Genomic DNA, 25,019 nt, shown 5'->3' on the forward strand with positions numbered 1-25,019 from the left:
GCCCTCTGGCATGACGGGTCAATCAGTGGCGACCGGAGTGGCCGAAGCCGCCTTCGCCGCGCTGGCTGGCCTCGAATTCAGAGACTTCCACCAGCTCCGCCTGTACCACTGGCACTAGCACGTACTGTGCCAGGCGCTCGCCGGGCTCCAGCACGAACTCTCTCTCGCCACGGTTCCAGACCGAGATCATCAGTTCGCCCTGGTAGTCGGAGTCGATCAGGCCGACCAGATTGCCCAGCACGATTCCGTGTTTGTGCCCCAGACCGGAGCGCGGCAGGATCATGCCGGCCAGTGCGGGGTCGGCGATGTGGATCGCCAGCCCGGTACGCACCAGCTCACAGGCGCCCGGCGCCAGGGTCAGCGGCGCGTCGAGCAGTGCGCGCAGGTCCATGCCGGCGCTGCCGGGAGTGGCGTGATGCGGCAGCGGGTAATCGCGAACGCGCTCGTCGAGAATCTTGAGTTCGAGCCGGGGGCGGGTCATCTAAGGTGCTTCCTGATCGTCGGTGACAGTCGGTGTAACGGTCTGGATGGCAGGGTCGAGGCTGACCCTGTGCTGATGGAGTGCCAGGGCGCGCTTCAGAATCGCGCGCGCCAGTTCCGTCTTGGGACAGGCCGCGATGGCCTGTTCGTGTTGCGTGTTCGTGTTCTGATCGAGCGGCTGCCACAGCAGGGTGGCGGCATTGCTGTCGCTGCCGAAGCCAAGGCCCGGCGTGCTCACATCATTGGCGACGATCATGTCGAGCTGTTTACGTGCAAGCTTGTCGCGTGCATAGCGGAGCACATCGCGGGTCTCGGCGGCGAAGCCGATCACCAGTGGCGCCCGCTGACCGGCGGCGCGGCGTGCCTGCGTCTGGGCGGCGATACCGGCGATGATATCCGGATTGCGGGTCAGCGTGACCTGCATCTGCTCCTCGCCCGACTGCTTCTTGAGCTTGTGGTCGGCGACCGTGGCCGGGCGGAAGTCGGCGACTGCCGCGCAGCCGATGAAGAGGTCGCTCTCGCTGGCGGCTGCCTCGGCGGCGGCCTGCATGTCCAGCGCGGATTCGACATCGATGCGCTCGACGCCAGCCGGGGTCGCCAGCGCCACCGGGCCACTGATCAGGCGCACACTGGCGCCCAGCGCCGCGGCCTCGGCGGCCAGCGCATAGCCCATCTTGCCGGAGCTGTGATTGCTCAGGTAGCGCACCGGGTCCAGTGGCTCGCGGGTCGGGCCGGCGGTGATGGTCACCGTCAGGCCTGCGGCCGGCAATGACATCTCATTGCTCTGGCGGCCGGGGTCGCTCTGGCTCATGAGGTCGCTCTGGCTCATGAGGTCGCTCTGGCTCATGAGGTCGCTCAGCGCCGCGACGATCTCTTCCGGCTCCAGCATGCGACCCGCGCCCACGTCGCCACAGGCCTGTTCGCCGCTGGCGGGGCCGAGCAGCGTCCAGCCATCGGCACTGAGCTGGCGGGCATTGCGCTGGGTGGCGGGGTGCGCCCACATGGCCTGATTCATCGCCGGGGCCATCACCCAGCGCGCGCTGTTGGCCAGGCACAGGGTAGTGAGCAGATCATCGGCATGCCCATGCACCAGGCGGGCCATCAGATCGGCGGTGGCAGGCGCGATCAGGATGACCTCCGCCCAGCGTGCCAGCTCGATATGTCCCATGCCGGCCTCGGCCTCGGGGTCCAGCAGGGAGGTGTGCACTGGATTGCCCGACAACGCCTGCAAGGTCAGCGGTGTAATGAAGGCTTGAGCCCCTTCGGTCATGGCGATGCGCACTTCACAGCCCGCCTTTTTCAACAGGCGGGTGATCAGAGCGGCCTTGTAGGCCGCGATGCCGCCACTGATGCCCAGCAGAATGCGCCGTCCGGCGAGTGAATGCATGGTGTGTCCTGCGTCCCTGATGCGTCGATTGCTACGCTCGCGCGTTTGCCCTTTACCATATCACCGTGATGCAACCTTGCGTAGCGCCGCTGGCCCGCGACGCCGAGTGTCGCCAAGCGCTCGCTTCATGGGGCGGGGGCTCCTCTCGAGTGGCATGCAGGGGCCAGACGCAGGCCCCCGGGGCGGCAAGCGTTGATGCTCACAATGGCGAAAGAGGCGGCATCTGACCACGCTTCTCATGCTTTGGACTGTCAGCCATTCGGGGCGACAGGCGATGGGAGAAGAGTGCATGGGGATTCGAGAGTGGCCGGTCGGGGAGCGTCCGCGCGAGAAGCTGTTGTCGTCAGGGGCAGGGGCCTTGTCAGATGCCGAGCTGCTGGCCATCTTTCTGCGCGTAGGCATAAAAGGACGCTCGGCGGTGGATCTGGCGCGCGACCTGCTGAACACCTTCGGCGGTCTCAGGCCATTGCTGGAGGCGACCCAGCAGGACTTCTGCGCGGCGCGCGGACTGGGTGATGCCAAGTATGTGCAGCTGCAGGCTTCGCTGGAGCTGTCGCGTCGCCATCTGGAGAGTCTGTTGATGCGCGGGGCCGCCCTGACGTCGCCCCTGCTGGTGCGGCGCTATCTGTCCTCGCATCTGCGCGACCTGCCGCATGAGGTGTTCGCCGCGCTGTTTCTCGACAGTCAGCATCGCGTCATCCGCTTCGAGACACTCTTCACCGGCACGCTGGATGCCGCCGCCGTCTACCCGCGCGAGGTGGTCAAGCGGGCGCTGGCGCTCAATGCCGGCGCCCTGATCCTGGCCCATAACCATCCCTCCGGCGTCGCGGAGCCCAGTGAAGCTGACCGACGCATCACGCAGCGGCTGGAAGAGGCGCTGGGGCTTTTCGATATTCGCGTGCTGGATCACTTCGTGGTCGGAGACGGCGAGGTGGTCTCGTTTGCCGAGCGTGGCTGGCTCTAGTTGGGGCGTCGAGGAGGCTGAGGCGCTGAGTGCTCGATGACGGCACAGCCCCCGCCAGATGCGGTCGCCGCTGGCGTGAGAAATGCGCAGGGATTGCAAACCAGGGCACTGGTTGTGGTAATGTTGCGCCTCCCGTATCACCCACCACAGAATTCGCGACCACTCTGGCCGACATTGGCTGAGTGAAGCGTTTGGCTGAGAAGCGTCTGTACCGATGTGACACGTCGGGCATGGGCGTGCTGGCGAAAAAAATCCGTATAGGACGTGCTTTCACGTTCCTCTTCGGGTAAAATGCTGCGCCTGCACGTTCCAGCACCCGAAAGCTTGTCTTCCGGAACGGACGTAAACACTTTGAAATCAGGGCATGAGGCGGCGCCTGCCACTTCCGGTTTGCCCGACAGGTTTTGAACAACTTAGCCAACGCAGCGGTTGGAGGCTCCAATGTCCAAAGTATGTCAGGTTACCGGCAAGCGCCCGGTGACTGGTAACAATGTTTCTCACTCCCAGCGCAAGACTCGTCGCCGGTTCCTGCCGAACCTGCACACCCACCGTTTCTGGGTTGAATCCCAGCAGCGCTTCGTCAAGCTGCGCGTCTCTACCAAGGGCATGCGCATCATCGACAAGAAGGGTATCGACGAAGTCCTCAAGGACCTCACTGCACGTGGCGAGCGCTTCTAAACACTAGAAGACAGCCCCTGTAGCAATGGCAACCGAGCCGAGGGCAGCGCTCTCAATCGTTCGGTGAATGCGACTGTGGAAGGAAACTGAAAATGCGTGACAAGATCAAGTTGGTGTCAAGTGCCGGTACTGGCCACTTCTACACCACCGACAAGAACAAGCGTAACACTCCGGACAAGCTTGAATTCAAGAAGTACGATCCGGTCGTTCGCAAGCACGTGATGTACAAGGAAGCCAAGATCAAGTGATCTTGTCTCCCGCCAGCGTGCTGTCGGAACCCTCGAAAACCCGGTCCTGACCGGGTTTTCGAGTATCTGGATGTCGCTGTTCTGGGCATCCTGCAACAGGGTGGCGGCTTCTGTCGTCACCCTGTTGTGCGTCTGGCGGTCAGTCGAGGAGAGAACATGCCCGAATTACCGGAAGTCGAGACGACCCGCCGCGGTATCGCGCCGCTGGTCGAGGGCCAGGAGGTCACCGAGGTGATCGTGCGTCAGCCGCGTCTGCGGACCCCTGTGCCCGGCGAGCTCGCCGAATGGCTGGTGGGTCAGCGTTTCGGCACGCTTGCGCGTCGCGCCAAGTACCTGCTGTTGCCGATTGCCGATGGCCATCTGCTCTGGCACCTGGGCATGTCCGGTAGCCTCAGACTGGTGCCCATCGGCACACCGCCACGCACGCATGATCATGTCGATGTCGTGCTCGGCAATGGCCATGTGCTGCGCTATCACGATCCACGTCGCTTCGGCTTCGTCGACTTCGTGCGTGGTGACCCGCATGCCGATACGCGCCTGGCGCGACTCGGCCCGGAGCCGTTGTCCGATGCCTTCAATGGCGAGCACCTCTTTGCGCGCTCCCGCAAGCGCCGCGTGGCGATCAAGCCGTTTCTGATGGACAACGCCAATGTGGTGGGCGTGGGCAATATCTACGCCAGCGAGGCGCTGTTCATGGCGGGTGTCGACCCGCGTCGTCCTGCCGGTGAAGTGACGCGCGAGGAGTGCGAGCGCCTCGCCAACGCCGCCAGCAGCGTGCTGGCCGCGGCGATCGCCCAGGGCGGCACCACGCTGCGTGACTTCGTCGGCGGAGATGGCAAGCCGGGCTACTTCGCGCAAAGCCTCAACGTCTACGGGCGAGGTGGCGAGCCATGCCGCGAATGCGGCCACGAGATCATGAGTCTGGTGCTGGGCCAGCGCGCCAGCTGCTTCTGCCCGTATTGTCAGCGCTAGCGGCGAGCCGCATCAGACCACTGCTTGACCGGGGGCTCCGTGACCGGGGCCGCCATGACGACTAGAATAGGCCCGTTCGGGCGCGTCCTGTCGTCGTCCTGTCCCTTCCTCTGCTTTCTGGATATTTCCCGTGACTGAACGTCTGCGCCTGAAGAAGAATGCTGATCGCCGCCTCAAGGCCGGCCATCTGTGGCTGTACTCCAATGAAGTCGATACCGTCGCGACGCCGCTCAAGAACTTCGAGCCGGGCGCCCAGGCCATCATCGAGGCCAGCAATGGTCGTGCGATGGGTGTTGCCTACGTCAACCCGAACTCGCTGATCTGCGCGCGCATCGTGTCGCGCAACCCGGAACAGCGTCTGGATCGCTCGCTGCTGGTGCACCGCTTCAACCAGGCGCTGTCGCTGCGCGAGAGCCTCTATGACAAGCCGTTCTATCGTCTGGTCCACGGTGAAGGCGACCTGCTGCCGGGCCTGATCGTCGATCGCTTCGGCGACGTGCTGGTCTGTCAGCTCAACACCTTCGGCATGGAGCGTCTGGCGGAAGTGATCGTCGATGCGCTGCTCAAGGTCGTCAAGCCGACGGCTATCGTCTTCAAGAACGATTCCAGCGGTCGCCGCCAGGAACAGCTCGAGCGCAACGTCGAAGTCGTCTACGGCGAGCTGCCGGAAAGCGTGCTGCTGGAAGAGAACGGCGTCCAGTTCACGGCGCCGGTGCTCGACGGCCAGAAGACCGGCTGGTTCTACGACCACCGCGCCAACCGTGCCTGGTTGAACCGTCAGGTCGAAGGCAAGCGCGTGCTGGACCTGTTCAGCTACGTCGGTGGCTGGGGCGTGCAGGCGGCGGCGCATGGCGCCAGCGAAGTGCTGTGTGTCGATGCTTCCGGCGCGGCACTCGAGCGCGTCTCGGGCAACGCCGTGCTCAACGGTGTCGAGGACCGCGTCTCCATCGCGGAATCGGATGTCTTCGAGGCCCTCTCGGCCCTGCGTGCTGAAGGCGAGCAGTTCGACGTCATCATCGCGGATCCGCCCGCCTTCATCCGCAAGCGCAAGGACATCACCAACGGCGAGCGCGCCTATGCACGCCTCAACCGTGAAGCCATGCGCCTGCTGGGCCGTGACGGCCTGCTGATGTCCGGCTCCTGCTCCATGCATCTGGCGCCGGAGCGCCTGATGGATGTGGTGCGTGGCGCCGTGCGTCACCAGGACCGCCACGGTCAGGTCATCTTCCAGGGCCATCAGGCCAGCGACCACCCGGTGCACCCGTCCATCCCCGAGACGTCCTACCTCAAGGCCCTCGGTGTGCGCGTCTATCGCGACTGATGACGCCTGACGGATATCAGGTCTGATGGCTGTGCCATCCGGTATCGACGACAACGCCGCCCTTCGGGGCGGCGTTGTCGTCTGTGGCTTGTGAGTCGTCTGTGGCTTGAGTGTCGGCTATGGCTTGTCTATCGACTGCAGCTCGCTTTTGGCTAATCGTCCATGGCTCATGGACTCTGATAGTCTGACGGCATGTATAGACGACTGACATCTCATCACAATCTCGTGCTGCTCGATCACTGGCGCAACCTGCTGGAAAGTGAGGGCATCCCCTGTGAGCTGCGCAATCGCCTGCTCGGCTCGGCCGCGGGCGAGTTGCCCGTGCTCGACTGCGAGCCCCAGCTGTGGGTGGCAGAGCATGACCTTGCGCATGCCCGCCGCCTGCTGGCGAGCATCGAGGCCGCGCCGGCCCTGCCGGATTGGCAGTGTGCCTGTGGCGAACATCTCGAGGGCTGCTTCAGCGAGTGCTGGGCGTGTGGGGCAAGCGCGCCGCAGCAGCCCGCGCCACAGGCGCGCCCGCGCGATGAGGACCCGGAGTTCGTGGCATGAGCAAAGGCACCCCGAAGGCGAGCGACGCGCCGCCGTTGACGCAAGATTCCCCCGGCTGGGCACTACCACGCCCGTTCCTGTTGCCGATCAGCGTGAAGAAGAAGGCGCTGGATGGTTATGGTCACGTCAACAATGCCGAGTATGTGCGCTGGCTGGAGGACATCAGCTGGGCACACTCCGAAGCGTTGGGGCTTGGCCTGGCGCACTACCGTGAGCAGGACCGCGGCATGGCGGTGCACCGTCACGAGATCGACTATCTGGCCAGTGCGCGACTTGGCGATTCGCTGATGCTGGCGACCTGGCTGGTGGATTGCGATGGTCGCCTGAGTCTGACGCGTCGCTTCCAGCTGCGCCGTTGCTCGGATGGCCAGACGCTGCTGGAGGCGCGCACGCGCTTTGTCTGTATCGAGCTCTCGAGTGGACGGGCCCGGCGCATGCCCGGCGCCTATCGTGAATGCTATTCGGCGGCGCTGGTGAGTGAGGAAACTGCCAGTCAGCGATGATTCCTCGCATTCCACTGCATCATTGGTGTGTTTTGGTGAATCTTGCTGGTATCTGATTGGCGAGACGCTGACGAGTCTGCTGTGCTTGTAGCAGGCGTCGTAATGACGTCAGTGTATTCCGCCAGCAGTGCAAGGAGTCCGCCATGCAGATCGCCGTGCCGAAGGAAATCAAGAACCACGAGTATCGCGTCGCCCTCACACCTGCCGGTGTGCGTGAGCTGATCGCCCAGGGACATGAGGTGATCGTCGAGTCTGGTGCCGGGGAGGGCAGTGGCTACCCCGATGCCGAATATCAGGGCGTGGGCGCGCGTCTCGAGTCGGACGTCGAGCGGGTCTTTCGCGACGCCGAGCTGATTCTCAAGGTCAAGGAGCCGCAGCCGGCCGAGGTCGCGCGGCTCACCCGCGGTCAGACCCTGTTCACCTATCTGCATCTGGCCGCCGCTCGTGAGCTGACCGAGAGCCTGCTGGAGAGCGGCGTGACGGCCATCGCCTACGAGACCATCACGGATGCCGACGGGGGCCTGCCGCTGCTGGCGCCAATGAGTCGCGTCGCCGGGCGCATGGCGATCCAGGCCGGCGCGCACGCGCTGGAGAAGGCGCAGGGCGGCATGGGCGTGCTGTTGCCCGGCGTGCCCGGAGTGCCGCCGGCGCGGGTCACGGTGATCGGCGGTGGCGTGGTGGGGGAGAACGCCGCGCGCATGGCGTTGGGGCTGGGCGCCGAGGTGGTGATTCTCGATACTTCACTGGCGCGCCTCGAGACGCTGGATCATCGCTATCAGGGCCAGATTCGTACCGTCTATTCGACCTCCGAGGCGCTGGAAGAAGCGGTGCGGCAATCGGCGTTGATCATCGGTGCCGTGCTGGTGCCCGGGGCGGCGGCCCCCAAGCTGATTCGCCGCGAGCATCTGCGCAAGATGACGCCGGGCGCCGTGCTGGTGGATGTCGCCATCGATCAGGGCGGCTGCTTCGAGACCAGCCAGGCGACCACCCACGCCGAGCCGACCTACGTGGTGGATGGCATCGTGCATTACTGCGTGGCCAACATGCCCGGCGCGGTGGCGCGTACCTCGACCCAGGCGCTGACCAGTGCGACGCTGCCGTATATCGTGCGCCTCGCCAATGGCGGCTATCGCGAGGTGCTGAGCCGGGACAGCCACTTTGCCGCAGGCCTCAATGTGCACGCGGGGCAATTGATCCTGCCGGAAGTCGGCGAGGCCTTCGACATGCCGGTCACTGCACTCGCCGAGGCACTGGCGAAGGAGTGAGCCGGGCGCGCCGGCCCTTACGAAGGCTGCACGCCTCAGGGTAAGATGTGGGGCATATAGCGACAGGTCATGGTGGCTGCGTTCGAGGACTTCGAGCGGGCGCTGCCGCGACCTGTCGTGATCCATTGTGAGCGAGTGCAGCCCCGCGGCACGACCTCCCGACCCAGACGCCCAAGAAGTGCATCCATGACCAAGACCCGCGTTCTTACCGGCATCACGACCACCGGCACCCCTCATCTCGGCAACTATGTCGGCGCCATCAAGCCTGCCATCGAAGCCAGTCAGGACCCGACGGTCCAGTCCTTCTACTTCCTCGCCGACTTCCACGCCCTGATCAAGTGTCAGGACCCGAAGCGCGTGCAGGAGTCGCGTCGTGAGATCGCCGCCACCTGGCTGGCACTGGGTCTGGACACCGACAACGCCATCTTCTATCGCCAGTCGGACGTGCCGGAAATCCCGGAGCTGATGTGGCTGCTCAACTGCGTGTGCGCCAAGGGCTTGATGAACCGTGCGCATGCCTACAAGGGCGCCGTGGCCGAGAACGAAGAGAGCGGCATCGAGGATCTCGATCGCGGCATCAGCATGGGCCTGTTCAGCTATCCGGTGCTGATGGCGGCGGACATCCTGATGTTCAATGCGCACAAGGTGCCGGTGGGGCGTGACCAGATCCAGCATATCGAGATGGCGCGCGACATGGCCGGGCGCTTCAACCACCTCTTCAAGGGCAACTACTTCACCATGCCCGAGGCGGTGACCGACGAGAAATCCCAGCTGCTGCTGGGCCTCGACGGGCGCAAGATGTCCAAGAGCTACAACAACACCATCCCCCTGTTCGGCACCGAGAAGCAGCTGCTCAAGAGCGTGCGCAAGATCAAGACCAACTCGCTGGAGCCGGGCGAGCCGAAGGACCCGGATACCTGTTCGCTGTTCCAGATCTATTCGGCCTTCGCCACCGAGGCGGAAGTCGCCGCCATGCGTGAGCAGTACGCGGCCGGCATCGGCTGGGGCGACGCCAAGAACCAGCTGTTCGAATACCTGAATGACCACCTCAAGGCGCCGCGCGAGCGTTACGTCGAGCTGATGGAAGACCCGGCGCATGTCGAGGCGATCCTCAAGCGTGGCGCCGAGCGGGCCCGCGAAGAGGCCGCACCGATGATGGAGCGCCTGCGTCGCGCCGTCGGCCTGGGCAACTTCCTCTAGGTCGCCCGTCCACGCTGCTCGATCGGCCCCCGTCATCTTCCCGGATGGCGGGGGTTTCTGTTACTGGCGCCGTCGTTTCAGAGGATGACGTCATCGGGGCTGTCGGGCTGATGGCACCCGGGGCGTGATGTCAGGCATATATCTGCGGGGAATGAAAAGCGTGCTGGAAATTCATTCACAGCTATAAAGCGACGCGTTAGGCTTGCCGCATCAATGCTTCAAGCATGCTGAATACACAAGGGGGTATGACATGAGTCAACACGCGATGCCAGGCAAGGCCAGTGAGCCTGGCCAGCCATCTACCACCATCAACCCTCGCGCCGTCTGGGCGGGTGGGCTGCTGGTCATTGCCTCAGTGCTGCTGGGCCTGGTCGCCGGCTGGCGCCAGGGCCTGCTACTGCTGATCGGCGGCGCGCTGGGCGTGGTGCTCTACCACGCGGCCTTCGGCTTCACCTCCGCCTGGCGAGTGTTCATCACCGAGCGCCGTGGCCGCGGCCTGCGCGCGCAGATGCTGATGCTGGCGATTGCCGTGGTGCTGTTCTTCCCGGTATTGGCAGCGGGCAGCCTGTGGGGACAGGACGTCTCCGGCTTCGTCTCGCCGCTGGGCACCTCCGTCGTGGTCGGCGCCTTCCTGTTCGGCCTCGGCATGCAGCTGGGCGGCGGTTGCGCCTCGGGCACGCTGTTCACCGTCGGCGGCGGCAATGCGCGCATGGTGATCACCCTGATCTTCTTCTGCGTCGGCTCGGTGATCGGCACCGCGCACTTCAGCTGGTGGCAGAGCCTGCCGTCGCTGCCTGCCGTCTCGCTGGTGGACAGCTTCGGCGCACTGGGCGGCATCATCGTCAGCCTGGTGCTGTTCGCCATCATCGTGCTGGTGACGCGCACGCTGGAGAAGCGTCGTCACGGTGAGCTCGAGAAGGCCGCCGTGACCGACAGCCAGCCGCGCGGCCTGTCACGTTTCCTGCGCGGCCCCTGGCCGCTGCTGGCGGGTGCCGTGGCGCTGGCGCTGCTCAACTTCGCCACCCTGGCGCTGGCCGGGCGTCCGTGGGGCATCACCTCGGCCTTCGCGCTGTGGGGCACCAAGGTCTACACCACGCTGGGCTTCGATGTCAGTGACTGGGGTTACTGGCAGGCGGCGGGCAATGCCAAGGCGCTGGCGGCACCGCTCTACACGGACATCACCACGGTGATGAACATCGGCATCGTGGTCGGAGCGCTGGCGGCGGCGCTGCTGGCCGGCAAGTTCGCGCCGAAGTGGAACATTCCGCTGCGCTCGCTGGTGGCTGCCGTGCTGGGTGGCCTGCTGCTGGGTTACGGCGCGCGCCTGGCTTTCGGCTGCAACATCGGCGCCTACTTCGGCGGCATCTCCTCCGGCAGCCTGCATGGCTGGCTGTGGCTGGTGATGGCCTTCGCCGGCAACATGCTTGGCGTGAAGCTGCGTCCCTTCTTCGCCCTTGCGCCGCGCAAGCCGGCATCGCGTGCCGATCTGGCCTGAGCCATTCCCCGCACGTGACCGCGAACGCCTCGCTCCTTCCCCGTCAGGGGGATGAGCGGGGCGTTTCTCGTCATGCAGTACCCTTGTCTGCGCAACGCACGCCGACCTTGCACAGGCTGCCGGAGATAGCACTGCGCGTGCTATCATCATGCCTTGTTCGCACGTGGAAACTGCACGTCGAAAGGTCCCTCGGACGCTCGGTTGCCACCAGGTCTTCTGCGGTGCTTCAGCGGGCATGCTGCGCTTGTCTGCCGGCATGCCGAGAAGCTTGCCGAGCGTGAGGTCGTCCCCACTGATTCAAGAGTCTCGCCATGACGGATACTTCCAAGCGCGCCCTGTACGTTCCTTACGCCGGCCCGAGCCTGCTCGAGATGCCGCTGCTCAACAAGGGCAGCGCCTTCAGCCTCGAGGAGCGTGTCAGCTTCAATCTGATGGGCTTGCTGCCGCAGAATGTCGAGAGCATCGAAGAGCAGGTCGCGCGCGTCTACAGCCAGTATCAGCAGTGCGCCACCGACCTCGACAAGCACATCCTGTTGCGCTCGGTGCAGGACGACAACGAGACCCTGTTCTTCCGCGTGATCGAGGAACACCTCGAGGAGATGATGCCGATCATCTACACCCCGACCGTCGGTCAGGCGTGCGAGGAGTTCTCCAACATCTACCGCAACCACCGCGGCCTGTTCATCTCCTACCCGGACCGCGAGCACATGGATGACATCCTGCGCTCCGCGACCAAGGACAACGTCAAGGTCATCGTCGTCACCGATGGCGAGCGTATCCTGGGGCTGGGCGATCAGGGCATCGGCGGCATGGGCATCCCCATCGGCAAGCTGTCGCTGTACACCGCCTGTGGCGGCATCAGCCCGGCCTACACCCTGCCGATCTCGCTGGATCTTGGCACCAACAACCAGAAGCTGCTCGACGACCCGCGCTACATGGGCTGGCGTCACGAGCGCGTCACCGGTGATGACTACAATGCCTTCGTGGCCGAGTTCATCACTGCCGTGAAGCGTCGCTGGCCGAAGGCCATGATCCAGTTCGAGGACTTCGCGCAGGCCAACGCCATGCCGCTGCTCGAGCGTTACCGCGATGAAGTCTGCTGCTTCAATGACGACATCCAGGGCACCGCCTCCGTCGTGGTCGCGACCCTGATGGCGGCCTGCAAGGCCAAGGGCGAGAAGCTCTCCGACCAGCGCGTCACCTTCCTGGGTGCCGGTAGCGCCGGCTGCGGTATTGCCGAGATGATCGTGGTGGCGATGGTCAAGGAAGGCATGGAGGAAGCCGAGGCCCGCAAGCGCGTCTTCATGGTCGATCGCTTCGGTCTGCTGACCAGCGACATGGAAGGCCTCTACGACTTCCAGAGCCGTCTGGCCCACGATATCGACAGCGTGGCCGACTTCGGTGACCGCGGTCTGCTGGATGTGGTCAAGGCCGCCAAGCCGAGCGTGCTGATCGGTGTGTCCGGCCAACGTGGCCTGTTCAGCGAAGACGTGATCCGTGCCGTGCAGGCCGGCTGCGAGAGCCCGCTGGTGATGCCGCTGTCCAACCCGACCTCACGCGTCGAAGCGACGCCGGCGGAAGTCATCGAGTGGACCGACGGCAAGGCGCTGGTCGCCACCGGCAGCCCGTTCGCGCCGGTTGAGCACAATGGCCACACCCACGCGATCGCCCAGTGCAACAACGCCTACATCTTCCCGGGCATCGGTCTGGGTGTGCTGGCATCCAACGCCTCGCGCATCACCGACAACATGCTGATGGCCGCCGCCAATGCGCTGGCCAACAACGCCCCCATCGTCCTGAAGGGCGAGGGCGCGCTGCTGCCGTCACTGGGCGACATCCAGGACATCAGCCGTCAGATCGCCTTCGACGTGGCGCGTCAGGCCCAGACCGATGGTGTGGCACTGACCTCCAGCGATGAGATCATCCAGGCCAATATCGAGAAGAACTTCTGGCAGCCGCGTTACCGCGCCTACCGTCGCAAGGCGTTCTGATCGCGCCTGCGCCGTCAGTGAGCGCATGAAGCAGATTGCATGAAACAAGTTGCATGAAACAGAGTGCGTAAATGAAGAAGCCCCCGCAGGCCATGCCTGCGGGGGCTTTTGTATTGCAGTCAGCGCTGCGGTGAGCGGCTGGCGGGTTACAGCATGCCGCGCAGCACGTAGTGGAGAATACCGCCGTGGCGGTAGTACTCCAGCTCGTTGTCGGTATCGATGCGGCACAGCGCCTCGATCTTCTGCTCACCCTTGTCGCTCTTGAAGGTGACCTCGACCTTGCCACCGGCCGTCAGGTCATTCAGACCACTGATGCTGATTTCCTCATCACCGGTCAGCCCCAGTGACTGGCGGCTCTCGCCTTGCGGGAACTGCAGCGGCACCACACCCATGCCGATCAGGTTGGAGCGGTGGATGCGCTCGTAGGACTCGGCGATCACCGCGCGCACGCCCAGCAGCAGGGTGCCCTTGGCGGCCCAGTCACGCGAGGAGCCAGTGCCGTACTCCTTGCCGGCGACGACCACCAGTGGCGTGCCTTCCTCGGCATACTTCATGGCGGCATCGTAGATGGCCATCTGCTCGCCGGACGGCACGTGGCGGGTCTCGCCGCCCTCGACGCCATCGAGCATCTCGTTGCGGATACGCACGTTGGCGAAGGTGCCGCGCATCATCACTTCGTGGTTGCCGCGACGCGAGCCGTAGGAGTTGAAGTCCTTGACCTCGACCCCGTTCTCCTTGAGGTAGCGACCCGCCGGGCTGTCCGGCTTGATGGCGCCGGCCGGAGAGATGTGGTCGGTGGTCACCGAGTCGCCGAGCATCGCCAGCACGCGGGCATTCTCGACATCCTGAACGGCTTCCGGCTCACGCTGCATGCCTTCGAAGAACGGCGGATGCTGGATGTAGGTGGAATCCTTCCACTCATACACTTCGGCTTGCGGCACGTCGATGGCCTGCCAGGTCTCGTCACCGTCGAAGACCTCGGCGTACTCCTTGCGATACATCTCGGTACGCACCTGCTCGACGGCCTCGGCGATCTCGGCCTGACTCGGCCAGATGTCCTTGAGGAAGACGTCATTGCCGTCAGTGTCCTTGCCCAGCGGCTCCTTGGAGAGGTCGACCCGCACGGTGCCGGCGAGGGCATAGGCGACCACCAGGGGCGGCGACGCCAGCCAGTTGGTACGCACGTTGGGATGCACGCGACCCTCGAAGTTGCGGTTGCCCGACAGTACCGAGGCGACCGTCAGGTCACGCGTGTTGATGGCGTCCTCGACCGGTTCCGGCAGCGGGCCGGAGTTGCCGATACAGGTGGTGCAGCCATAGCCGACCAGGTTGAAGCCCAGCTCGTTGAGGTCATCCTGCACGCCGGCAGTCGCCAGGTAGTCGGTGACGACCTTGGAGCCCGGCGCCAGTGAGGTCTTGACCCACGGCTTGCTGCTCAGGCCTTTCTCGCGTGCCTTGCGCGCCACCAGGCCAGCCGCCAGCATCACGCTGGGGTTGGAGGTGTTGGTGCAGGAGGTGATGGCGGCGATGACCACATCACCGTGATCGAGGCGGAAGGTCTCACCATTCAGCTCGCTGTAATCGCCGTTCTTCACCTCGCTCTGCTTGTCGTAGCTCTGCTCGACATCGACGGCGGTCTGGCCACCCTCGGACAGCCACTTGCCGTCCTCGATGTCCGGCACTTCGCCCAGTTGATCGCCGAGGATCTTCTCGAAGGTCTGCTTGATGTCGGTGAGGGCGACGCGGTCCTGCGGGCGCTTGGGGCCGGCGAGGGAGGCGACGACCTCGGTCATGTCCAGCTCGAGCGTATCGGAGAAGACCGGCTCGTGGCCCGGCTCGCGCCACAGGCCCTGCTCCTTGGCATAGGCCTCGACCAGCGCGACCTGCTCATCGGAGCGACCGGACAGACGCATGTAGTTGAGCGTCTCGTCATCCAGCGGGAAGAAGCCACAGGTAGCACCATACTCCGGCGCCATGTTGGCGATGGTCGCGCGGTCGGCCAGCGGCAGGTCATCCAGGCCGTCACCGTAGAACTCGACGAACTTGCCGACCACGCCACGGCTTCTCAGCATCTGGGTGACGGTCAGCACCAAGTCAGTCGCGGTGATGCCTTCGTTGAGCTTGCCGGTCAGCTTGAAGCCGACCACTTCCGGAATCAGCATCGAGACCGGCTGGCCGAGCATCGCGGCTTCCGCCTCGATACCGCCGACACCCCAGCCCAGCACGCCGAGGCCGTTGATCATGGTGGTGTGGGAGTCGGTGCCGACCAGGGTGTCGGGATAGGCGAAGGTCTTGCCATCTTCCTCGCGGGTGAAGACGGCGCGGCCGAGATATTCCAGGTTCACCTGGTGGCAGATACCGGTGCCCGGCGGGACGACGGAGAAGTTGTCGAAGGCCTGCTGGCCCCAGCGCAGGAATTCGTAACGTTCGCGGTTACGCTCCATCTCGATGCGCACGTTGTCCTTGAAGGCGCTCGGATCGCCGTAGTGGTCCACCATCACCGAGTGGTCGATGACCAGGTCCACCGGAGTCAGCGGATTGACCTTCTCGGGGTCGGCGCCGAGCTTCTTGACGGCGTCACGCATGGAAGCCAGGTCAACCACACCGGGCACGCCGGTGAAGTCCTGCATCAGCACGCGCGCCGGACGATAGCCGATCTCGTGGGTGCTGGAGGCGGTCTTCTGCCAGTCGGCCAGTGCCTTGATGTCTTCCTTGGTCGCGGTTTCACCGTCCTCGAAGCGCAGCTGGTTCTCCAGCAGCACCTTGAGCGTGAAGGGCAGTCGCGTCAGGTCGCCAAGCGTGTCGGCCGCCTTCTTGAGCGAGTAGTAGTGATAGCGCTTGTCTCCGACTTCCAGCTCGGAGAGGGTGTCAAGCGAATCCAGTGACTGAGAGCGCTGGGAACCCATGATTCTCCTCCTTGTCGTTGTCTTCACCGGCCAGACTGCTGAAGTGTCGTTCAACAGGCGCGTCAGGTGCCTCGGCCGGATGCGACGCGTCGCGAGAGCGACTGCCAGGTCGCGGATGGTTGCCTACATAAGGCTATGGTCATCATGTGACAGGAATTCAAGCGCACACCATCATCGAGGATAGTGTGAAGCAAGGAACCCTGCGTCGCGTTCGCTGCCATAGAGTTTGCCGCCACGACTCTCGCGCGGCGTGAATGCGGCCTCTAGGGTATCCAATGCAATGGCATCCGAAACGGTGCCACCCGCAACGTCCGTCGCGTTCACCATCAGGCACAACGGAGGCTGTCATGAACGAACAAGGGCGCAGGCCGAGCGAATCCGGCGAGCTGCCGGAAGATGATGAGGTTCTGGATGCGGCGGTCGAGCAATGGCTGGCGGAGCATTCCTCGGGGCAGTCCGATGAATGGCCGGGCCATGAGTTGCTGGAAGACAAGCAGGAAGGAGCGGTCAATGAGGCGCTGCATGAGGCGGAAATCAACTGCCCCTACTGCGACACGCCCTTCACGGTGTTCCTGGATCTGGACGAGGGCAGTCTGATCAACATCATCGACTGCGAGCGTTGCTGTCAGCCGATCCAGGTGCGCCAGCAGGTCGACCCGGTCAGTGGTGAGCTCGAAGGGCTGGATATCGGCCAGGATGACGACGTGCTGTGACGGCATCTGTGACGGCATCTCACCTGCTCGGCACGCTGGAACCGGCGCCGGCAGGCGTCAGTGACGCAAAGTGACAGGCTTGCAGGGGCAGGGCGCGGTAGATGCTGTATTCTGCGGTCAAGGTCACTTATGATCCCGACACCCGCTGTTGGCGTCATCGCGCTGCCATAGGCAATCTCTATGGTGGTGATTGCAGCAAACATTTGGCATCTGCCACACGTGGCGATTAGTCTGTGTGGCGATTCATCACAAAGGCGGTCCGCTGCCTTTATCATCATTATTCCTCAGGAGATCACCATGAGCGTATTGGTCGGACGTCAGGCCCCGGATTTCGAAGCCGCAGCAGTGCTGGGCGACGGTACCATCGTCGACAACTACAAGCTGTCTGATTCCAACGGCAAGCTGCGCGTGCTGTTCTTCTGGCCGCTGGACTTCACCTTCGTTTGCCCGTCTGAAATCATCGCCCACGACAACCGTCTGGCGAAGTTCAAGGAACTCGGCGTCGAAGTCATCGGTGTGTCCATCGATTCCCAGTTCACTCACCACGCATGGCGCAAGACCTCTCCGGACGCTGGCGGCATCGGTGAAGTCGGCTTCCCGATCGTGGCTGACGTCAAGCACGAAGTCACCCAGGCATACGGCATCGAGCATCCGGAAGCTGGCGTCGCTCTGCGCGCTTCCTTCCTGATCGACGAAGACGGTGTCGTTCAGCACCAGGTCGTCAACAACCTGCCGCTGGGCCGTAACGTCGACGAGATGGTCCGCATGGTCAAGGCTCTGCAGTTCCACCAGACCAACGGCGAAGTCTGCCCGGCAGGCTGGGAAGAAGGTCAGGAAGGTATGAAGGACACCGCTGAAGGTGTTGCCAAGTACCTGGCAGGCCACTCCAGCAGCCTGTAAGTCGCTGCCTGGACGAGATCAGCTCACGCGTTCGCGCTGACTGATCCCGCGACTGCCTTTCGAACCTTCGGTAATGAGTGTCTCGAGAGGTAGGCGAACCGGAAGCCGTCGCCCCTGGCGGCGGCTTCCGCGCATCTGGGCAATGCCATCCTGCGGGCTCGTGCTTGAGCATAAGCTTCTGCGATGCCGGTCTGAGTCCGGTGCTGAAAGCTGGCGGCGTCTGCGCTACTCTGCGCAGTCCTTGTTCGCCTCAACCAGCCTGGCGAGCCAGTCAGCCAGCGAGTACAAGTGCTTCCAGCGGGAAGTCTGCATGGGCGCCAGCCGGCCCGGACCATCACGCCGTGTCCTGAACCATGCCGATCGCATGCGCCGTCTGCAGCGCTGTCGGTATCGTTCAGTACATTGATCGCCAGCAGCTGCCATTGCTGCTGGTGAAATCCTCCGCCTTCATCTGTCACTGAGGTCATCCATGAGCAATGTCCGTCACGAACGTCTGATCATTCTTGGTTCCGGCCCGGCGGGTTACACCGCTGCCGTCTACGCTGCACGTGCCAATCTCAAGCCGCTCCTGATCACCGGCATGCAGATGGGTGGTCAGCTGACCACCACCACCGACGTCGACAACTGGCCCGGCGACGATGCTGGCGTGCAGGGACCGGAGCTGATGGAGCGCATGCGTCGTCACGCCGAGCGCTTCGAGACCGAAGTCCTGTTCGATCACATCAACGAAGTGACCCTCGGCGAGCGTCCGTTCCTGCTCAAGGGTGACAACGGCAGCTACAGCTGTGATGCCCTGATCATCGCCACCGGTGCCAGCGCGCAGTATCTGGGCCTGCCGAGTGAGCAGCAGTTCATGGGCCAGGGCGTCTCGGCCTGTGCGACCTGCGATGGCTTCTTCTATCGCAATCAGGAAGTCGTGGTGGTCGGTGGTGGCAACACCGCTGTCGAGGAAGCGCTGTACCTGTCCAACATCGCCTCCAAGGTCACGCTGGTGCATCGCCGTGACAGCCTGCGTGCCGAGAAGATCCTGCAGGACAAGCTGTTCGACAAGGTCGAGAACGGCAACATGGCGGTCGAATGGCACCACACCCTCGATGAAGTGCTGGGCGACAACTCCGGCGTCACCGGCGTGCGTCTGCGTCATGTCGAGAGCGGTGCCACCAAGGAGTTGAGCTCGATGGGCGTGTTCATCGCCATCGGTCACCGTCCGAATACCAGCCTGTTCGAAGGCCAGCTCGACATGCAGGGCGGCTATCTCAAGGTCCAGTCGGGCCTGGAAGGCAATGCCACCCAGACCAGCATCCCCGGCGTCTATGCCTGTGGCGATGTGATGGACCACGTCTACCGTCAGGCGATCACCTCTGCCGGTACCGGCTGCATGGCGGCGCTGGATGCCGAGCGTTATCTGGACGGTCTCATCGCCTGAGATCGCCCTGTCTGTAGCAACACTGTCTGATTCGAGAAAGTCTGATTCAGCACTGCCCGACCGGCCCCGCAGCCTCGCTGCGGGGCCGGTTTGCGTTCAGGGCCCTGCCAGGTCTGCGCCGGGAGAGCTGAGTGCTGCTGACAGCTCAGTAATGGGGCGGCAGCTCGTCGTGTGGCTGCGCACTGAAAGGTGCTGTCGAGTCTGCATCGCCTTGTTGTTCGCGCAGGGTGCGTAGCTGGCTGGCCATCAGCGCGGTGAGGCGCTCGAGTGTCTCTATCTGGCGCTGCTGGGTGATGACGGTGCGATCGAGGGTCTCGAGCCAGTCATCCTGATGCGCGAGGCGCGATTCCAGTGCTTCCAGTCGGGCTTCCAGGCCGGGATCAGTCGAGGTTGTCATGCATCTGGGCTCCAGAGGGTGAGGGAATGGTCCGCGTGGGCAGTGGGGGAGGAGGGTCAGGCAGCCGCCGTTGGATGACGACTCATGCCACGATTTCTGAGCGATGGCACGCCGAATCGTTGCTGCGGTCGTTGCCTGGATCGTTGTCGAATTACCGCAAAGTGTTGAAGGGTTGTCACTGAGTTGCCTCAGACGCATCAGGAAGAGGCGTGATAGACTGTTGACAGTGCGATTGACTTATTTTTCGTATATCGCACCCATTGACGGCCTTCGATTGCCTGCGCTTCGCGCGTCATTGACAGGGCCGGTTCCATCGACTGATGTGGAGTTACCTGCATCACGAGCCACGACGTCACCAGAGCGATGCACAGGCATCTTCGCATGTATCAGTGACGGTGACGGGCACCGCCGTGAGGCGCTGCATTCAGGCAGTTTCCCGACTGACGATAGCTGCTGTAACCCTGTCGTGCGGTCAGGCGCTGTCCATTGCGATCAAGGGCAGAACATTCTGATAGGGATCATCCGAAGCACTCATTTCTGCCCTCGCGTTACACCTCCACCCATTACCTAGAGAGTTTATCTTGATGAGTTCCAAGACGTTCTTCCGTTGTTTCATCATCAGCCTGCTGCTGGCACTGCCGGCACCGTTGCTGATTGCCGTCTTCATCACCCTGACCGGCGGCCAGCTGGCCGACACCCTGAGCCAGGCGCTTAGCGTCGAGGGCTTCGAGCTGGCGTACGCGGCTGCCGTCGCGGCCGTGTTCATCCTGCTGTTGATCGCGACGCTTGCCATTCCGGTGCTGTCTCCGCGTTCTGCAGTACTGGCTGAAGTCGAGGACGACGATCGTGAGATCGGCGAGGTCAAGTGGTTCAACGTCAACAAGGGCTACGGTTTCGTGACCCGTGAAAGTGGTGAAGATGTCTTCGTTCACTTCCGTGCCATTCGTGGCAAGGGCCACCGTACCTTGGCCGAAGGTCAGAAAGTGCGTTACCACGTCATCAGCAATGAGCGTGGCCTGCAGGCGGATGACGTGACGGTCATCACCTGATCGCTGACTCGCTCAGTGAAAGACGACAACGCCCCGCAGGCTAGCCTGCGGGGCGTTGTCGTTTCATGGTCTGTCTCACCAGAAGAGACGGGTCACTCAGCCCTTGTCCGGCCAGGTGAAGGCCTCTTCGCTGCCGTCGGCCATGACACGGAAGAAGCGGTCCGGCTCATCACCGGGCTGCCAGCTGCCCAGCGAGCAGCGCGTCTCGACCTGCAGGGCCCGGGCGGCGGCGCGTGCGCAGTCGACATCGCGCGCCCAGGGGGTACTGGCGCTGTCGAACCACAGGCTGGCGAAGCCATCGGCGACTTTCTCGACCACCAGCACCGCGATCTCGGCGCCATCACGCGTGAGGCGCGTACGGTGCTGCAGCTTGCCGGCCGGCTGGAAGACGACGACCTGACCGAACTGCTCGCCCAGCCAGGCGCCCAGCGCCTCCAGGCTCAAGGGCTTGAGGTAGATCTCGATGTCTGGGTACTGCTCATCGGCGTCATTGTGCGGGGTGTCGCTCATGCCGTGGTCTCTTGGGTCGCGGGGACAAACAGGTATTCCAGGATGTGCTCGTAGGCGCTGGAGAGTCGGTCCAGATCGCTGGCCATGACGCGTTCATCGATCTTGTGGATGGTCGCATTGACCGGCCCCAGCTCGACGACCTGAGTGCCGAGCGTGGCGATGAAGCGACCATCGGAGGTGCCGCCGGAGGTGGACAGCACCGGCTTGCGCCCCAGTGCGCGTTCCACGCCGTGCACGGCGGCATCGACCAGCGCGCCTTCCGGCGTCAGGAAGGGCTCGCCGCTCAGGTTCCACTCGATCTCGACGTCCAGACCGTGCTTCTCGAGGATCTCATAGGTGCGACGCTTGAGGTCATCGGCGGTCAGCTCGGTGGAATAGCGGAAGTTGAAGACCACTTCCAGCTCGCCGGGGATGACGTTGGTCGCGCCGGTACCGCCACGGATGTTGGAGATCTGGAAGCTGGTCGCCGGGAAGAAGTCGTTGCCGTTGTCCCAATGCTCGGCGGCCAGGGCGGCCAGCGCCGGGGCGGCTTCGTGGATCGGGTTGCGCGCCAGGTGCGGGTAGGCCACATGGCCCTGGATGCCCTTGACGTGCATGACCGCACCCAGCGAGCCGCGACGGCCATTCTTGATCACGTCGCCGGCGTAGTCGGTGGAGGACGGCTCGCCGACGATGCAGTAGTCGAGGCGCTCGTGATGCTCGCGCAGATACTCGACCACCGCACGGGTGCCGTGAACCGCCGGGCCTTCCTCATCGGAGGTGATCAAGAAGGCGATGCGGCCTTCGTGGTCCGGGTTGGCGGTCACGAAGTGCTCGGTGGCGGTAAGCATCGCGGCCAGCGACCCCTTCATGTCGGCGGCGCCACGGCCACACAGGAAGCCGGCATCATCGATGCACGGCGAGAACGGCGGATACTGCCAGTTGGCTTCCGGGCCCGTCGGCACGACATCGGTGTGGCCGGCGAAGGCCAGCACCGGACCATGATGGCCGCGCACCGCCCAGAAGTTGTCGACATCGCCGAAGGGCAGCCGCGTGATGGTGAAGCCCAGCGCCTCGAGGCGTTCGATCATCAGGGTCTGGCAGTCCAGGTCGTCCGGCGTGACCGAGGGGCGTGAGATGAGATCGAAGGCCAGCTCCAGCGTCGGAGACAGATCGGCGGGGCGTGGCGGAAGCGGTGCGTTTGAATCAGTCATCATGGGCCATCGCTGCAGGCGTCATCGCGAGGAGCGACAGCGCGAAATTCGGGGGGAGAGACGAAGTGTCTTCACGCCGGCTCGGACACTGCTGCCCGAGCCGGGAAATGCCACGACGGCCTGCCAGAGATGCAGTCTCTGACAGGTCGTCGTCACGCGCCTCAGTTGTGGGCGTGCAGGGCATCGTTGAGCGCGATGGCGCTCTTGTTGGTGCGGCATTCGACACGGCCGGTGACGGAGTTGCGACGCAGCAGCAGGTCGTCCTGGCTCGCCAGCTCACGGGCCGCGACCGTCTCGACTTCCTGGCCTTCGTTGTCGAAGACCATGACCTTGGTGCCGGCGGTGATGTACAGGCCAGCTTCCACGGTGCAGCGATCGCCCAGCGGGATGCCGATACCGGCATTGGCGCCGATCAGGCAGCCTTCACCGACCTTGATGACGATGTTGCCGCCACCGGACAGGGTGCCCATGGTGGAGCAACCGCCGCCCAGATCAGAGCCCTTGCCGACGAAGACGCCCGCGGAGATGCGGCCTTCGATCATGCCCGGGCCTTCGGTGCCGGCATTGAAGTTGCAGAAGCCTTCGTGCATCACGGTGGTGCCTTCGCCCAGGTAGGCGCCCAGACGCACACGCGCGGTGTCGGCGATACGAATGCCGGTCGGCACCACGTAGTCGGTCATCTTCGGGAACTTGTCGACGCAGTCAACGGACAGGGTGCGACCTTCCAGACGGGCCTTGAGGCGACGCGCCGGCAGCTCCTCGATGTCGATGGCGCCTTCGCTGGTCCAGGCGACATTCTTGAGCAGACCGAACATGCCGGTCAGGTCGATGCCGTGCGGACGCACCATGCGGTGAGACAGCAGGTGCAGCTTGAGGTAGACCTCCGGCACGCTCTGCGGGGCGGCGTCTTCCTCGATGAACATGGCGACCAGCGGGCGCTGGCTGGCGGCCAGGCTCTCGGCCAGTTCGGCCTGGGCGTTGTCACCGGCGTCGCGCAGGGCGCTGGCCAGGGCGGCGCAGTGTTCCGGCAGGAAGCTGGTGGCGGTGGTGCCAGCCGGTGCGTCCAGTGCCTTGCGAGCGGCGTCAGCAACGGCAGCGGTCGGCTTGAACAGCGGGGCAGGATAGTAGACTTCCAGCCAGTCGCCGGTGGTGTTCTGGGTGCCGATTCCGAGGGCAAGGCTCAACATCGTGTCAATCTCCGGGGTGTCCAGTGGTGTAAGGGGTAGCTCAGTCCTGCGGTTCGTAGACCGCCTTGTCATAGCCGATCACCAGATCCATCTCATTGTCGGCGGGATGACGCTCGAGAATGGGACGCTTGATCAGGGTCGGGTGCTCCAGCATCAATGCGCGTGCCGAATTGGCATCGAGGCTGTCACGTTGTTCATCGCTCAGGTTGCGCCAGCTGGTGCTGCGCTTGTTGAGCAGGCTGCTCCAGGCGGTCTGCTCCAGCCAGGATTCCAGCAGGCTGGCGGAGAGGCCATCCTCGCGCAGGTCATGCCAGCGATAGGGCACGCCCCGGTTGTCGAGGGCGCGGCGCGCCTTGCGGCAGGTATCACAGGTCTTGATGCCGTAGAGCACGTGCATGGCGGTCTCCTTGAGCCAATCCGCCCCGCCGGGCGGGGCTGTCATCCAGTGTTGGGCTGCTGTCAGCCCGTGCGAGCCTGGCGTTCAGCGCAGGCGTTCGACGAAGCGACGCAGGCGCTGGGCGGCTTCGACGGTCTGTTCCAGTTCGGCCACCAGCGCCAGACGAATGCGTCCGGCGCCCGGATTCACGCCGTCCACCTCGCGCGCCATGTAGCTTGCCGGCAGCACGCCGACCGCCTCTTCACGCAGCAGCTCGCGGGTGAAGGCGGCGTCGTCACCGCCGGGCACGGCGGGATACAGGTAGAAGCTGGCTTCCGGAGTTGGGAAGTCCATCACCGGCGCGAGGATTTCGGTCACGGCGGCAAACTTCTCGCGGTAGGCATCGCGATTGGCCAGCACGTGGGCTTCATCATTCCAGGCAGCGATGGAGGCGTGCTGGTGATGCAGCGGCATCGCGCAGCCGTGATAGGTGCGGTAGTGACGGAAGCGACGGATCACCTCGCCATCGCCGGCCACGAAGCCGGAGCGCAGGCCCGGCAGGTTGGAGCGCTTGGACAGCGAGTGGAAGACCACACAGCGCGCGTAGTCATCGCGGCCCATGGCGGCACAGGCTTGCAGCAGGCCCGGCGGCGGCGTGGACTCGTCGAGATAGAGCTCCGAGTAGCACTCATCGGAGGCGATCAGGAAATCGTGCTCGTCGGCGAGGCGAATCAGCTGCTGGAAGTCCTCCAGCGGTGTCACGGCGCCGGTGGGATTGCCCGGCGAGCAGACGAAGACGATCTGGGTATCACGCCACACCTCGGCCGGCACCGCCGCGTAGTCGGGGCGGAAGCCATTCTCGGCGGGGCAGGGCAGGTAGGTGACCTCGCCGCCGGCCAGCAGCGTCGCGCCTTCATAGATCTGATAGAAGGGGTTCGGCACCAGTACGCGCGCCGGACGCGTGCTGTCCAGCGAGGCCTGGATGAAGGCGAACAGTGCCTCGCGGGTGCCGGTGACCGGCAGGACCTGCTGGTCGATATCCGGCGTGGCGTTGAGCGAGAAGCGCTTCGCGAGCCAGTCGGCGATCGCCTGGCGCAATTCCCCCAGACCGCCGGTGGCGGGGTACTTGGCCACGCCCATGATGTGCTCGCGCAGGGTGTCGAGCACGAACTCGGGCGGCGCGTGACGCGGTTCGCCGATGGTCAGTGCAATCGGGTCCAGGGCGGGATTGGGCACGACGCCCTCGCGCAGCTTGGCCAGAGTTTCAAACGGGTAGGGCTTGAGCTGGTCGAGATCCGGGTTCATGCAC

At 64.2% G+C, this 25,019-nt stretch carries 24 protein-coding genes; 15 read left to right on the forward strand and 9 right to left on the reverse strand.

The features are described 5' to 3' along the window. Positions 1 to 22 precede the first annotated feature (22 nt). Both dut and coaBC read right to left on the reverse strand, forming a co-directional pair. A complete protein-coding gene (gene dut, locus ACJJV2_RS00985; RefSeq protein ID WP_405277746.1) occupies positions 23 to 481 on the reverse strand; it encodes a dUTP diphosphatase in 459 nt (152 codons plus the stop codon). Further along, a complete protein-coding gene (gene coaBC / locus ACJJV2_RS00990; protein ID WP_405277748.1) occupies positions 482 to 1,867 on the reverse strand; it encodes a bifunctional phosphopantothenoylcysteine decarboxylase/phosphopantothenate--cysteine ligase CoaBC in 1,386 nt (461 codons plus the stop codon). A gap of 289 nt (positions 1,868 to 2,156) precedes the next feature. Here coaBC and radC point away from each other — a divergent pair, with 289 nt between their 5' ends. From radC to ACJJV2_RS01045, 11 genes are all read left to right on the forward strand, one after another. After that, positions 2,157 to 2,831 carry a DNA repair protein RadC gene (radC, locus tag ACJJV2_RS00995; protein WP_043336272.1) on the forward strand — a complete coding sequence of 225 codons (675 nt, stop codon included), beginning with the start codon at positions 2,157 to 2,159 and terminating at the stop codon, positions 2,829 to 2,831. A gap of 441 nt (positions 2,832 to 3,272) precedes the next feature. Next, positions 3,273 to 3,509 carry a 50S ribosomal protein L28 gene (gene rpmB, locus ACJJV2_RS01000; RefSeq protein WP_043336270.1) on the forward strand — a complete coding sequence of 79 codons (237 nt, stop codon included), beginning with the start codon at positions 3,273 to 3,275 and terminating at the stop codon, positions 3,507 to 3,509. A 92-nt stretch (positions 3,510 to 3,601) separates the two neighbouring features. After that, positions 3,602 to 3,757, forward strand: coding sequence for a 50S ribosomal protein L33 (gene rpmG, locus ACJJV2_RS01005; RefSeq protein WP_016417370.1), 156 nt, complete (start codon positions 3,602 to 3,604; stop codon positions 3,755 to 3,757). 156 nt (positions 3,758 to 3,913) lie between these two features. Further along, positions 3,914 to 4,729, forward strand: coding sequence for a bifunctional DNA-formamidopyrimidine glycosylase/DNA-(apurinic or apyrimidinic site) lyase (mutM, locus tag ACJJV2_RS01010; RefSeq protein WP_043336268.1), 816 nt, complete (start codon positions 3,914 to 3,916; stop codon positions 4,727 to 4,729). A 130-nt stretch (positions 4,730 to 4,859) separates the two neighbouring features. After that, complete coding sequence (locus tag ACJJV2_RS01015) at positions 4,860 to 6,050, forward strand: class I SAM-dependent rRNA methyltransferase (RefSeq protein ID WP_043336266.1); 1,191 nt, start codon at positions 4,860 to 4,862, stop codon at positions 6,048 to 6,050. A gap of 192 nt (positions 6,051 to 6,242) precedes the next feature. Next, on the forward strand, positions 6,243 to 6,599 hold the full coding sequence (locus tag ACJJV2_RS01020) for a DUF2007 domain-containing protein (protein ID WP_405277752.1): 357 nt from the start codon (positions 6,243 to 6,245) through the stop codon (positions 6,597 to 6,599). Next, the gene (locus ACJJV2_RS01025; protein ID WP_216060563.1) at positions 6,596 to 7,102 is read left to right on the forward strand and encodes a thioesterase family protein; all 507 of its coding nucleotides are present in this window, start codon (positions 6,596 to 6,598) and stop codon (positions 7,100 to 7,102) included. Before ACJJV2_RS01020 ends, ACJJV2_RS01025 begins: the two co-directional genes overlap by 4 nt. 143 nt (positions 7,103 to 7,245) lie before the next feature. Next, positions 7,246 to 8,367 (forward strand): alanine dehydrogenase, encoded by a 1,122-nt coding sequence (gene ald, locus ACJJV2_RS01030; protein ID WP_405277754.1) that lies wholly within the window; start codon positions 7,246 to 7,248, stop codon positions 8,365 to 8,367. 186 nt (positions 8,368 to 8,553) lie between these two features. Beyond that, complete coding sequence (locus tag ACJJV2_RS01035; RefSeq protein WP_043333050.1) at positions 8,554 to 9,567, forward strand: tryptophan--tRNA ligase; 1,014 nt, start codon at positions 8,554 to 8,556, stop codon at positions 9,565 to 9,567. Between the two features lie 250 nt (positions 9,568 to 9,817). Further along, positions 9,818 to 11,062 (forward strand): YeeE/YedE family protein, encoded by a 1,245-nt coding sequence (locus ACJJV2_RS01040; RefSeq protein WP_405277757.1) that lies wholly within the window; start codon positions 9,818 to 9,820, stop codon positions 11,060 to 11,062. A 311-nt stretch (positions 11,063 to 11,373) separates the two neighbouring features. Continuing rightward, complete coding sequence (locus tag ACJJV2_RS01045) at positions 11,374 to 13,053, forward strand: NAD-dependent malic enzyme (RefSeq protein ID WP_043333048.1); 1,680 nt, start codon at positions 11,374 to 11,376, stop codon at positions 13,051 to 13,053. Positions 13,054 to 13,199: 146 nt separating this feature from the next. Here ACJJV2_RS01045 and acnA read toward each other — a convergent pair whose 3' ends face one another. Further along, positions 13,200 to 15,959, reverse strand: coding sequence for an aconitate hydratase AcnA (gene acnA / locus ACJJV2_RS01050; protein WP_405277759.1), 2,760 nt, complete (start codon positions 15,957 to 15,959; stop codon positions 13,200 to 13,202). A gap of 347 nt (positions 15,960 to 16,306) precedes the next feature. Here acnA and ACJJV2_RS01055 point away from each other — a divergent pair, with 347 nt between their 5' ends. From ACJJV2_RS01055 to trxB, 3 genes are all read left to right on the forward strand, one after another. After that, entirely contained in the window at positions 16,307 to 16,672 is a 366-nt protein-coding gene (locus ACJJV2_RS01055; RefSeq protein WP_405277761.1) for a CPXCG motif-containing cysteine-rich protein, read from the forward strand. Positions 16,673 to 16,969: 297 nt separating this feature from the next. Further along, positions 16,970 to 17,572: a peroxiredoxin gene (locus ACJJV2_RS01060; RefSeq protein ID WP_043333044.1), complete on the forward strand. Its 603-nt coding sequence runs from the start codon at positions 16,970 to 16,972 to the stop codon at positions 17,570 to 17,572. A gap of 469 nt (positions 17,573 to 18,041) precedes the next feature. Further along, entirely contained in the window at positions 18,042 to 18,998 is a 957-nt protein-coding gene (gene trxB, locus ACJJV2_RS01065) for a thioredoxin-disulfide reductase (RefSeq protein WP_043333042.1), read from the forward strand. 145 nt (positions 18,999 to 19,143) lie between these two features. On the opposite strand, the gene ACJJV2_RS01070 is transcribed toward trxB, so the two are convergent. Continuing rightward, positions 19,144 to 19,395: a SlyX family protein gene (locus ACJJV2_RS01070; RefSeq protein WP_284893202.1), complete on the reverse strand. Its 252-nt coding sequence runs from the start codon at positions 19,393 to 19,395 to the stop codon at positions 19,144 to 19,146. A gap of 584 nt (positions 19,396 to 19,979) precedes the next feature. Between ACJJV2_RS01070 and ACJJV2_RS01075 the strand changes: the two genes are divergently transcribed. Beyond that, on the forward strand, positions 19,980 to 20,444 hold the full coding sequence (locus ACJJV2_RS01075; protein ID WP_043333039.1) for a cold-shock protein: 465 nt from the start codon (positions 19,980 to 19,982) through the stop codon (positions 20,442 to 20,444). Between the two features lie 96 nt (positions 20,445 to 20,540). On the opposite strand, the gene ACJJV2_RS01080 is transcribed toward ACJJV2_RS01075, so the two are convergent. The 5 genes from ACJJV2_RS01080 to dapC form a co-directional block, all read right to left on the reverse strand. Next, positions 20,541 to 20,954, reverse strand: a complete 414-nt coding sequence (locus ACJJV2_RS01080) for a hypothetical protein (RefSeq protein ID WP_043333036.1) — start codon at positions 20,952 to 20,954, stop codon at positions 20,541 to 20,543. Further along, positions 20,951 to 22,150: a succinyl-diaminopimelate desuccinylase gene (gene dapE, locus ACJJV2_RS01085; protein WP_405277766.1), complete on the reverse strand. Its 1,200-nt coding sequence runs from the start codon at positions 22,148 to 22,150 to the stop codon at positions 20,951 to 20,953. Before dapE ends, ACJJV2_RS01080 begins: the two co-directional genes overlap by 4 nt. 158 nt (positions 22,151 to 22,308) lie before the next feature. Continuing rightward, positions 22,309 to 23,334, reverse strand: coding sequence for a 2,3,4,5-tetrahydropyridine-2,6-dicarboxylate N-succinyltransferase (gene dapD / locus ACJJV2_RS01090; protein ID WP_225347346.1), 1,026 nt, complete (start codon positions 23,332 to 23,334; stop codon positions 22,309 to 22,311). A 40-nt stretch (positions 23,335 to 23,374) separates the two neighbouring features. Continuing rightward, complete coding sequence (locus ACJJV2_RS01095; RefSeq protein ID WP_405277768.1) at positions 23,375 to 23,731, reverse strand: ArsC family reductase; 357 nt, start codon at positions 23,729 to 23,731, stop codon at positions 23,375 to 23,377. Between the two features lie 84 nt (positions 23,732 to 23,815). Beyond that, a complete protein-coding gene (gene dapC / locus ACJJV2_RS01100; RefSeq protein WP_348471231.1) occupies positions 23,816 to 25,015 on the reverse strand; it encodes a succinyldiaminopimelate transaminase in 1,200 nt (399 codons plus the stop codon). Positions 25,016 to 25,019 lie beyond the last annotated feature (4 nt).

This window comes from Cobetia sp. Ld8 (assembly GCF_045066615.1).
GTDB lineage: Bacteria > Pseudomonadota > Gammaproteobacteria > Pseudomonadales > Halomonadaceae > Cobetia > Cobetia amphilecti.

Excerpts from the sequence above, each read along its gene's own strand:
- dut (WP_405277746.1), bottom strand. The coding sequence starts at position 481 with ATGACCCGCCCCCGGCTCGAACTCAAGATTCTCGACGAGCGCGTTCGC.
- coaBC (WP_405277748.1), bottom strand. The coding sequence starts at position 1,867 with ATGCATTCACTCGCCGGACGGCGCATTCTGCTGGGCATCAGTGGCGGC.
- radC (WP_043336272.1), top strand. The coding sequence starts at position 2,157 with ATGGGGATTCGAGAGTGGCCGGTCGGGGAGCGTCCGCGCGAGAAGCTG.
- rpmB (WP_043336270.1), top strand. The coding sequence starts at position 3,273 with ATGTCCAAAGTATGTCAGGTTACCGGCAAGCGCCCGGTGACTGGTAAC.
- rpmG (WP_016417370.1), top strand. The coding sequence starts at position 3,602 with ATGCGTGACAAGATCAAGTTGGTGTCAAGTGCCGGTACTGGCCACTTC.
- mutM (WP_043336268.1), top strand. The coding sequence starts at position 3,914 with ATGCCCGAATTACCGGAAGTCGAGACGACCCGCCGCGGTATCGCGCCG.
- ACJJV2_RS01020 (WP_405277752.1), top strand. The coding sequence starts at position 6,243 with ATGTATAGACGACTGACATCTCATCACAATCTCGTGCTGCTCGATCAC.
- ACJJV2_RS01025 (WP_216060563.1), top strand. The coding sequence starts at position 6,596 with ATGAGCAAAGGCACCCCGAAGGCGAGCGACGCGCCGCCGTTGACGCAA.
- ald (WP_405277754.1), top strand. The coding sequence starts at position 7,246 with ATGCAGATCGCCGTGCCGAAGGAAATCAAGAACCACGAGTATCGCGTC.
- ACJJV2_RS01035 (WP_043333050.1), top strand. The coding sequence starts at position 8,554 with ATGACCAAGACCCGCGTTCTTACCGGCATCACGACCACCGGCACCCCT.
- ACJJV2_RS01040 (WP_405277757.1), top strand. The coding sequence starts at position 9,818 with ATGAGTCAACACGCGATGCCAGGCAAGGCCAGTGAGCCTGGCCAGCCA.
- ACJJV2_RS01045 (WP_043333048.1), top strand. The coding sequence starts at position 11,374 with ATGACGGATACTTCCAAGCGCGCCCTGTACGTTCCTTACGCCGGCCCG.
- acnA (WP_405277759.1), bottom strand. The coding sequence starts at position 15,959 with ATGGGTTCCCAGCGCTCTCAGTCACTGGATTCGCTTGACACCCTCTCC.
- ACJJV2_RS01055 (WP_405277761.1), top strand. The coding sequence starts at position 16,307 with ATGAACGAACAAGGGCGCAGGCCGAGCGAATCCGGCGAGCTGCCGGAA.
- ACJJV2_RS01060 (WP_043333044.1), top strand. The coding sequence starts at position 16,970 with ATGAGCGTATTGGTCGGACGTCAGGCCCCGGATTTCGAAGCCGCAGCA.
- trxB (WP_043333042.1), top strand. The coding sequence starts at position 18,042 with ATGAGCAATGTCCGTCACGAACGTCTGATCATTCTTGGTTCCGGCCCG.
- ACJJV2_RS01070 (WP_284893202.1), bottom strand. The coding sequence starts at position 19,395 with ATGACAACCTCGACTGATCCCGGCCTGGAAGCCCGACTGGAAGCACTG.
- ACJJV2_RS01075 (WP_043333039.1), top strand. The coding sequence starts at position 19,980 with ATGAGTTCCAAGACGTTCTTCCGTTGTTTCATCATCAGCCTGCTGCTG.
- ACJJV2_RS01080 (WP_043333036.1), bottom strand. The coding sequence starts at position 20,954 with ATGAGCGACACCCCGCACAATGACGCCGATGAGCAGTACCCAGACATC.
- dapE (WP_405277766.1), bottom strand. The coding sequence starts at position 22,150 with ATGATGACTGATTCAAACGCACCGCTTCCGCCACGCCCCGCCGATCTG.
- dapD (WP_225347346.1), bottom strand. The coding sequence starts at position 23,334 with ATGTTGAGCCTTGCCCTCGGAATCGGCACCCAGAACACCACCGGCGAC.
- ACJJV2_RS01095 (WP_405277768.1), bottom strand. The coding sequence starts at position 23,731 with ATGCACGTGCTCTACGGCATCAAGACCTGTGATACCTGCCGCAAGGCG.
- dapC (WP_348471231.1), bottom strand. The coding sequence starts at position 25,015 with ATGAACCCGGATCTCGACCAGCTCAAGCCCTACCCGTTTGAAACTCTG.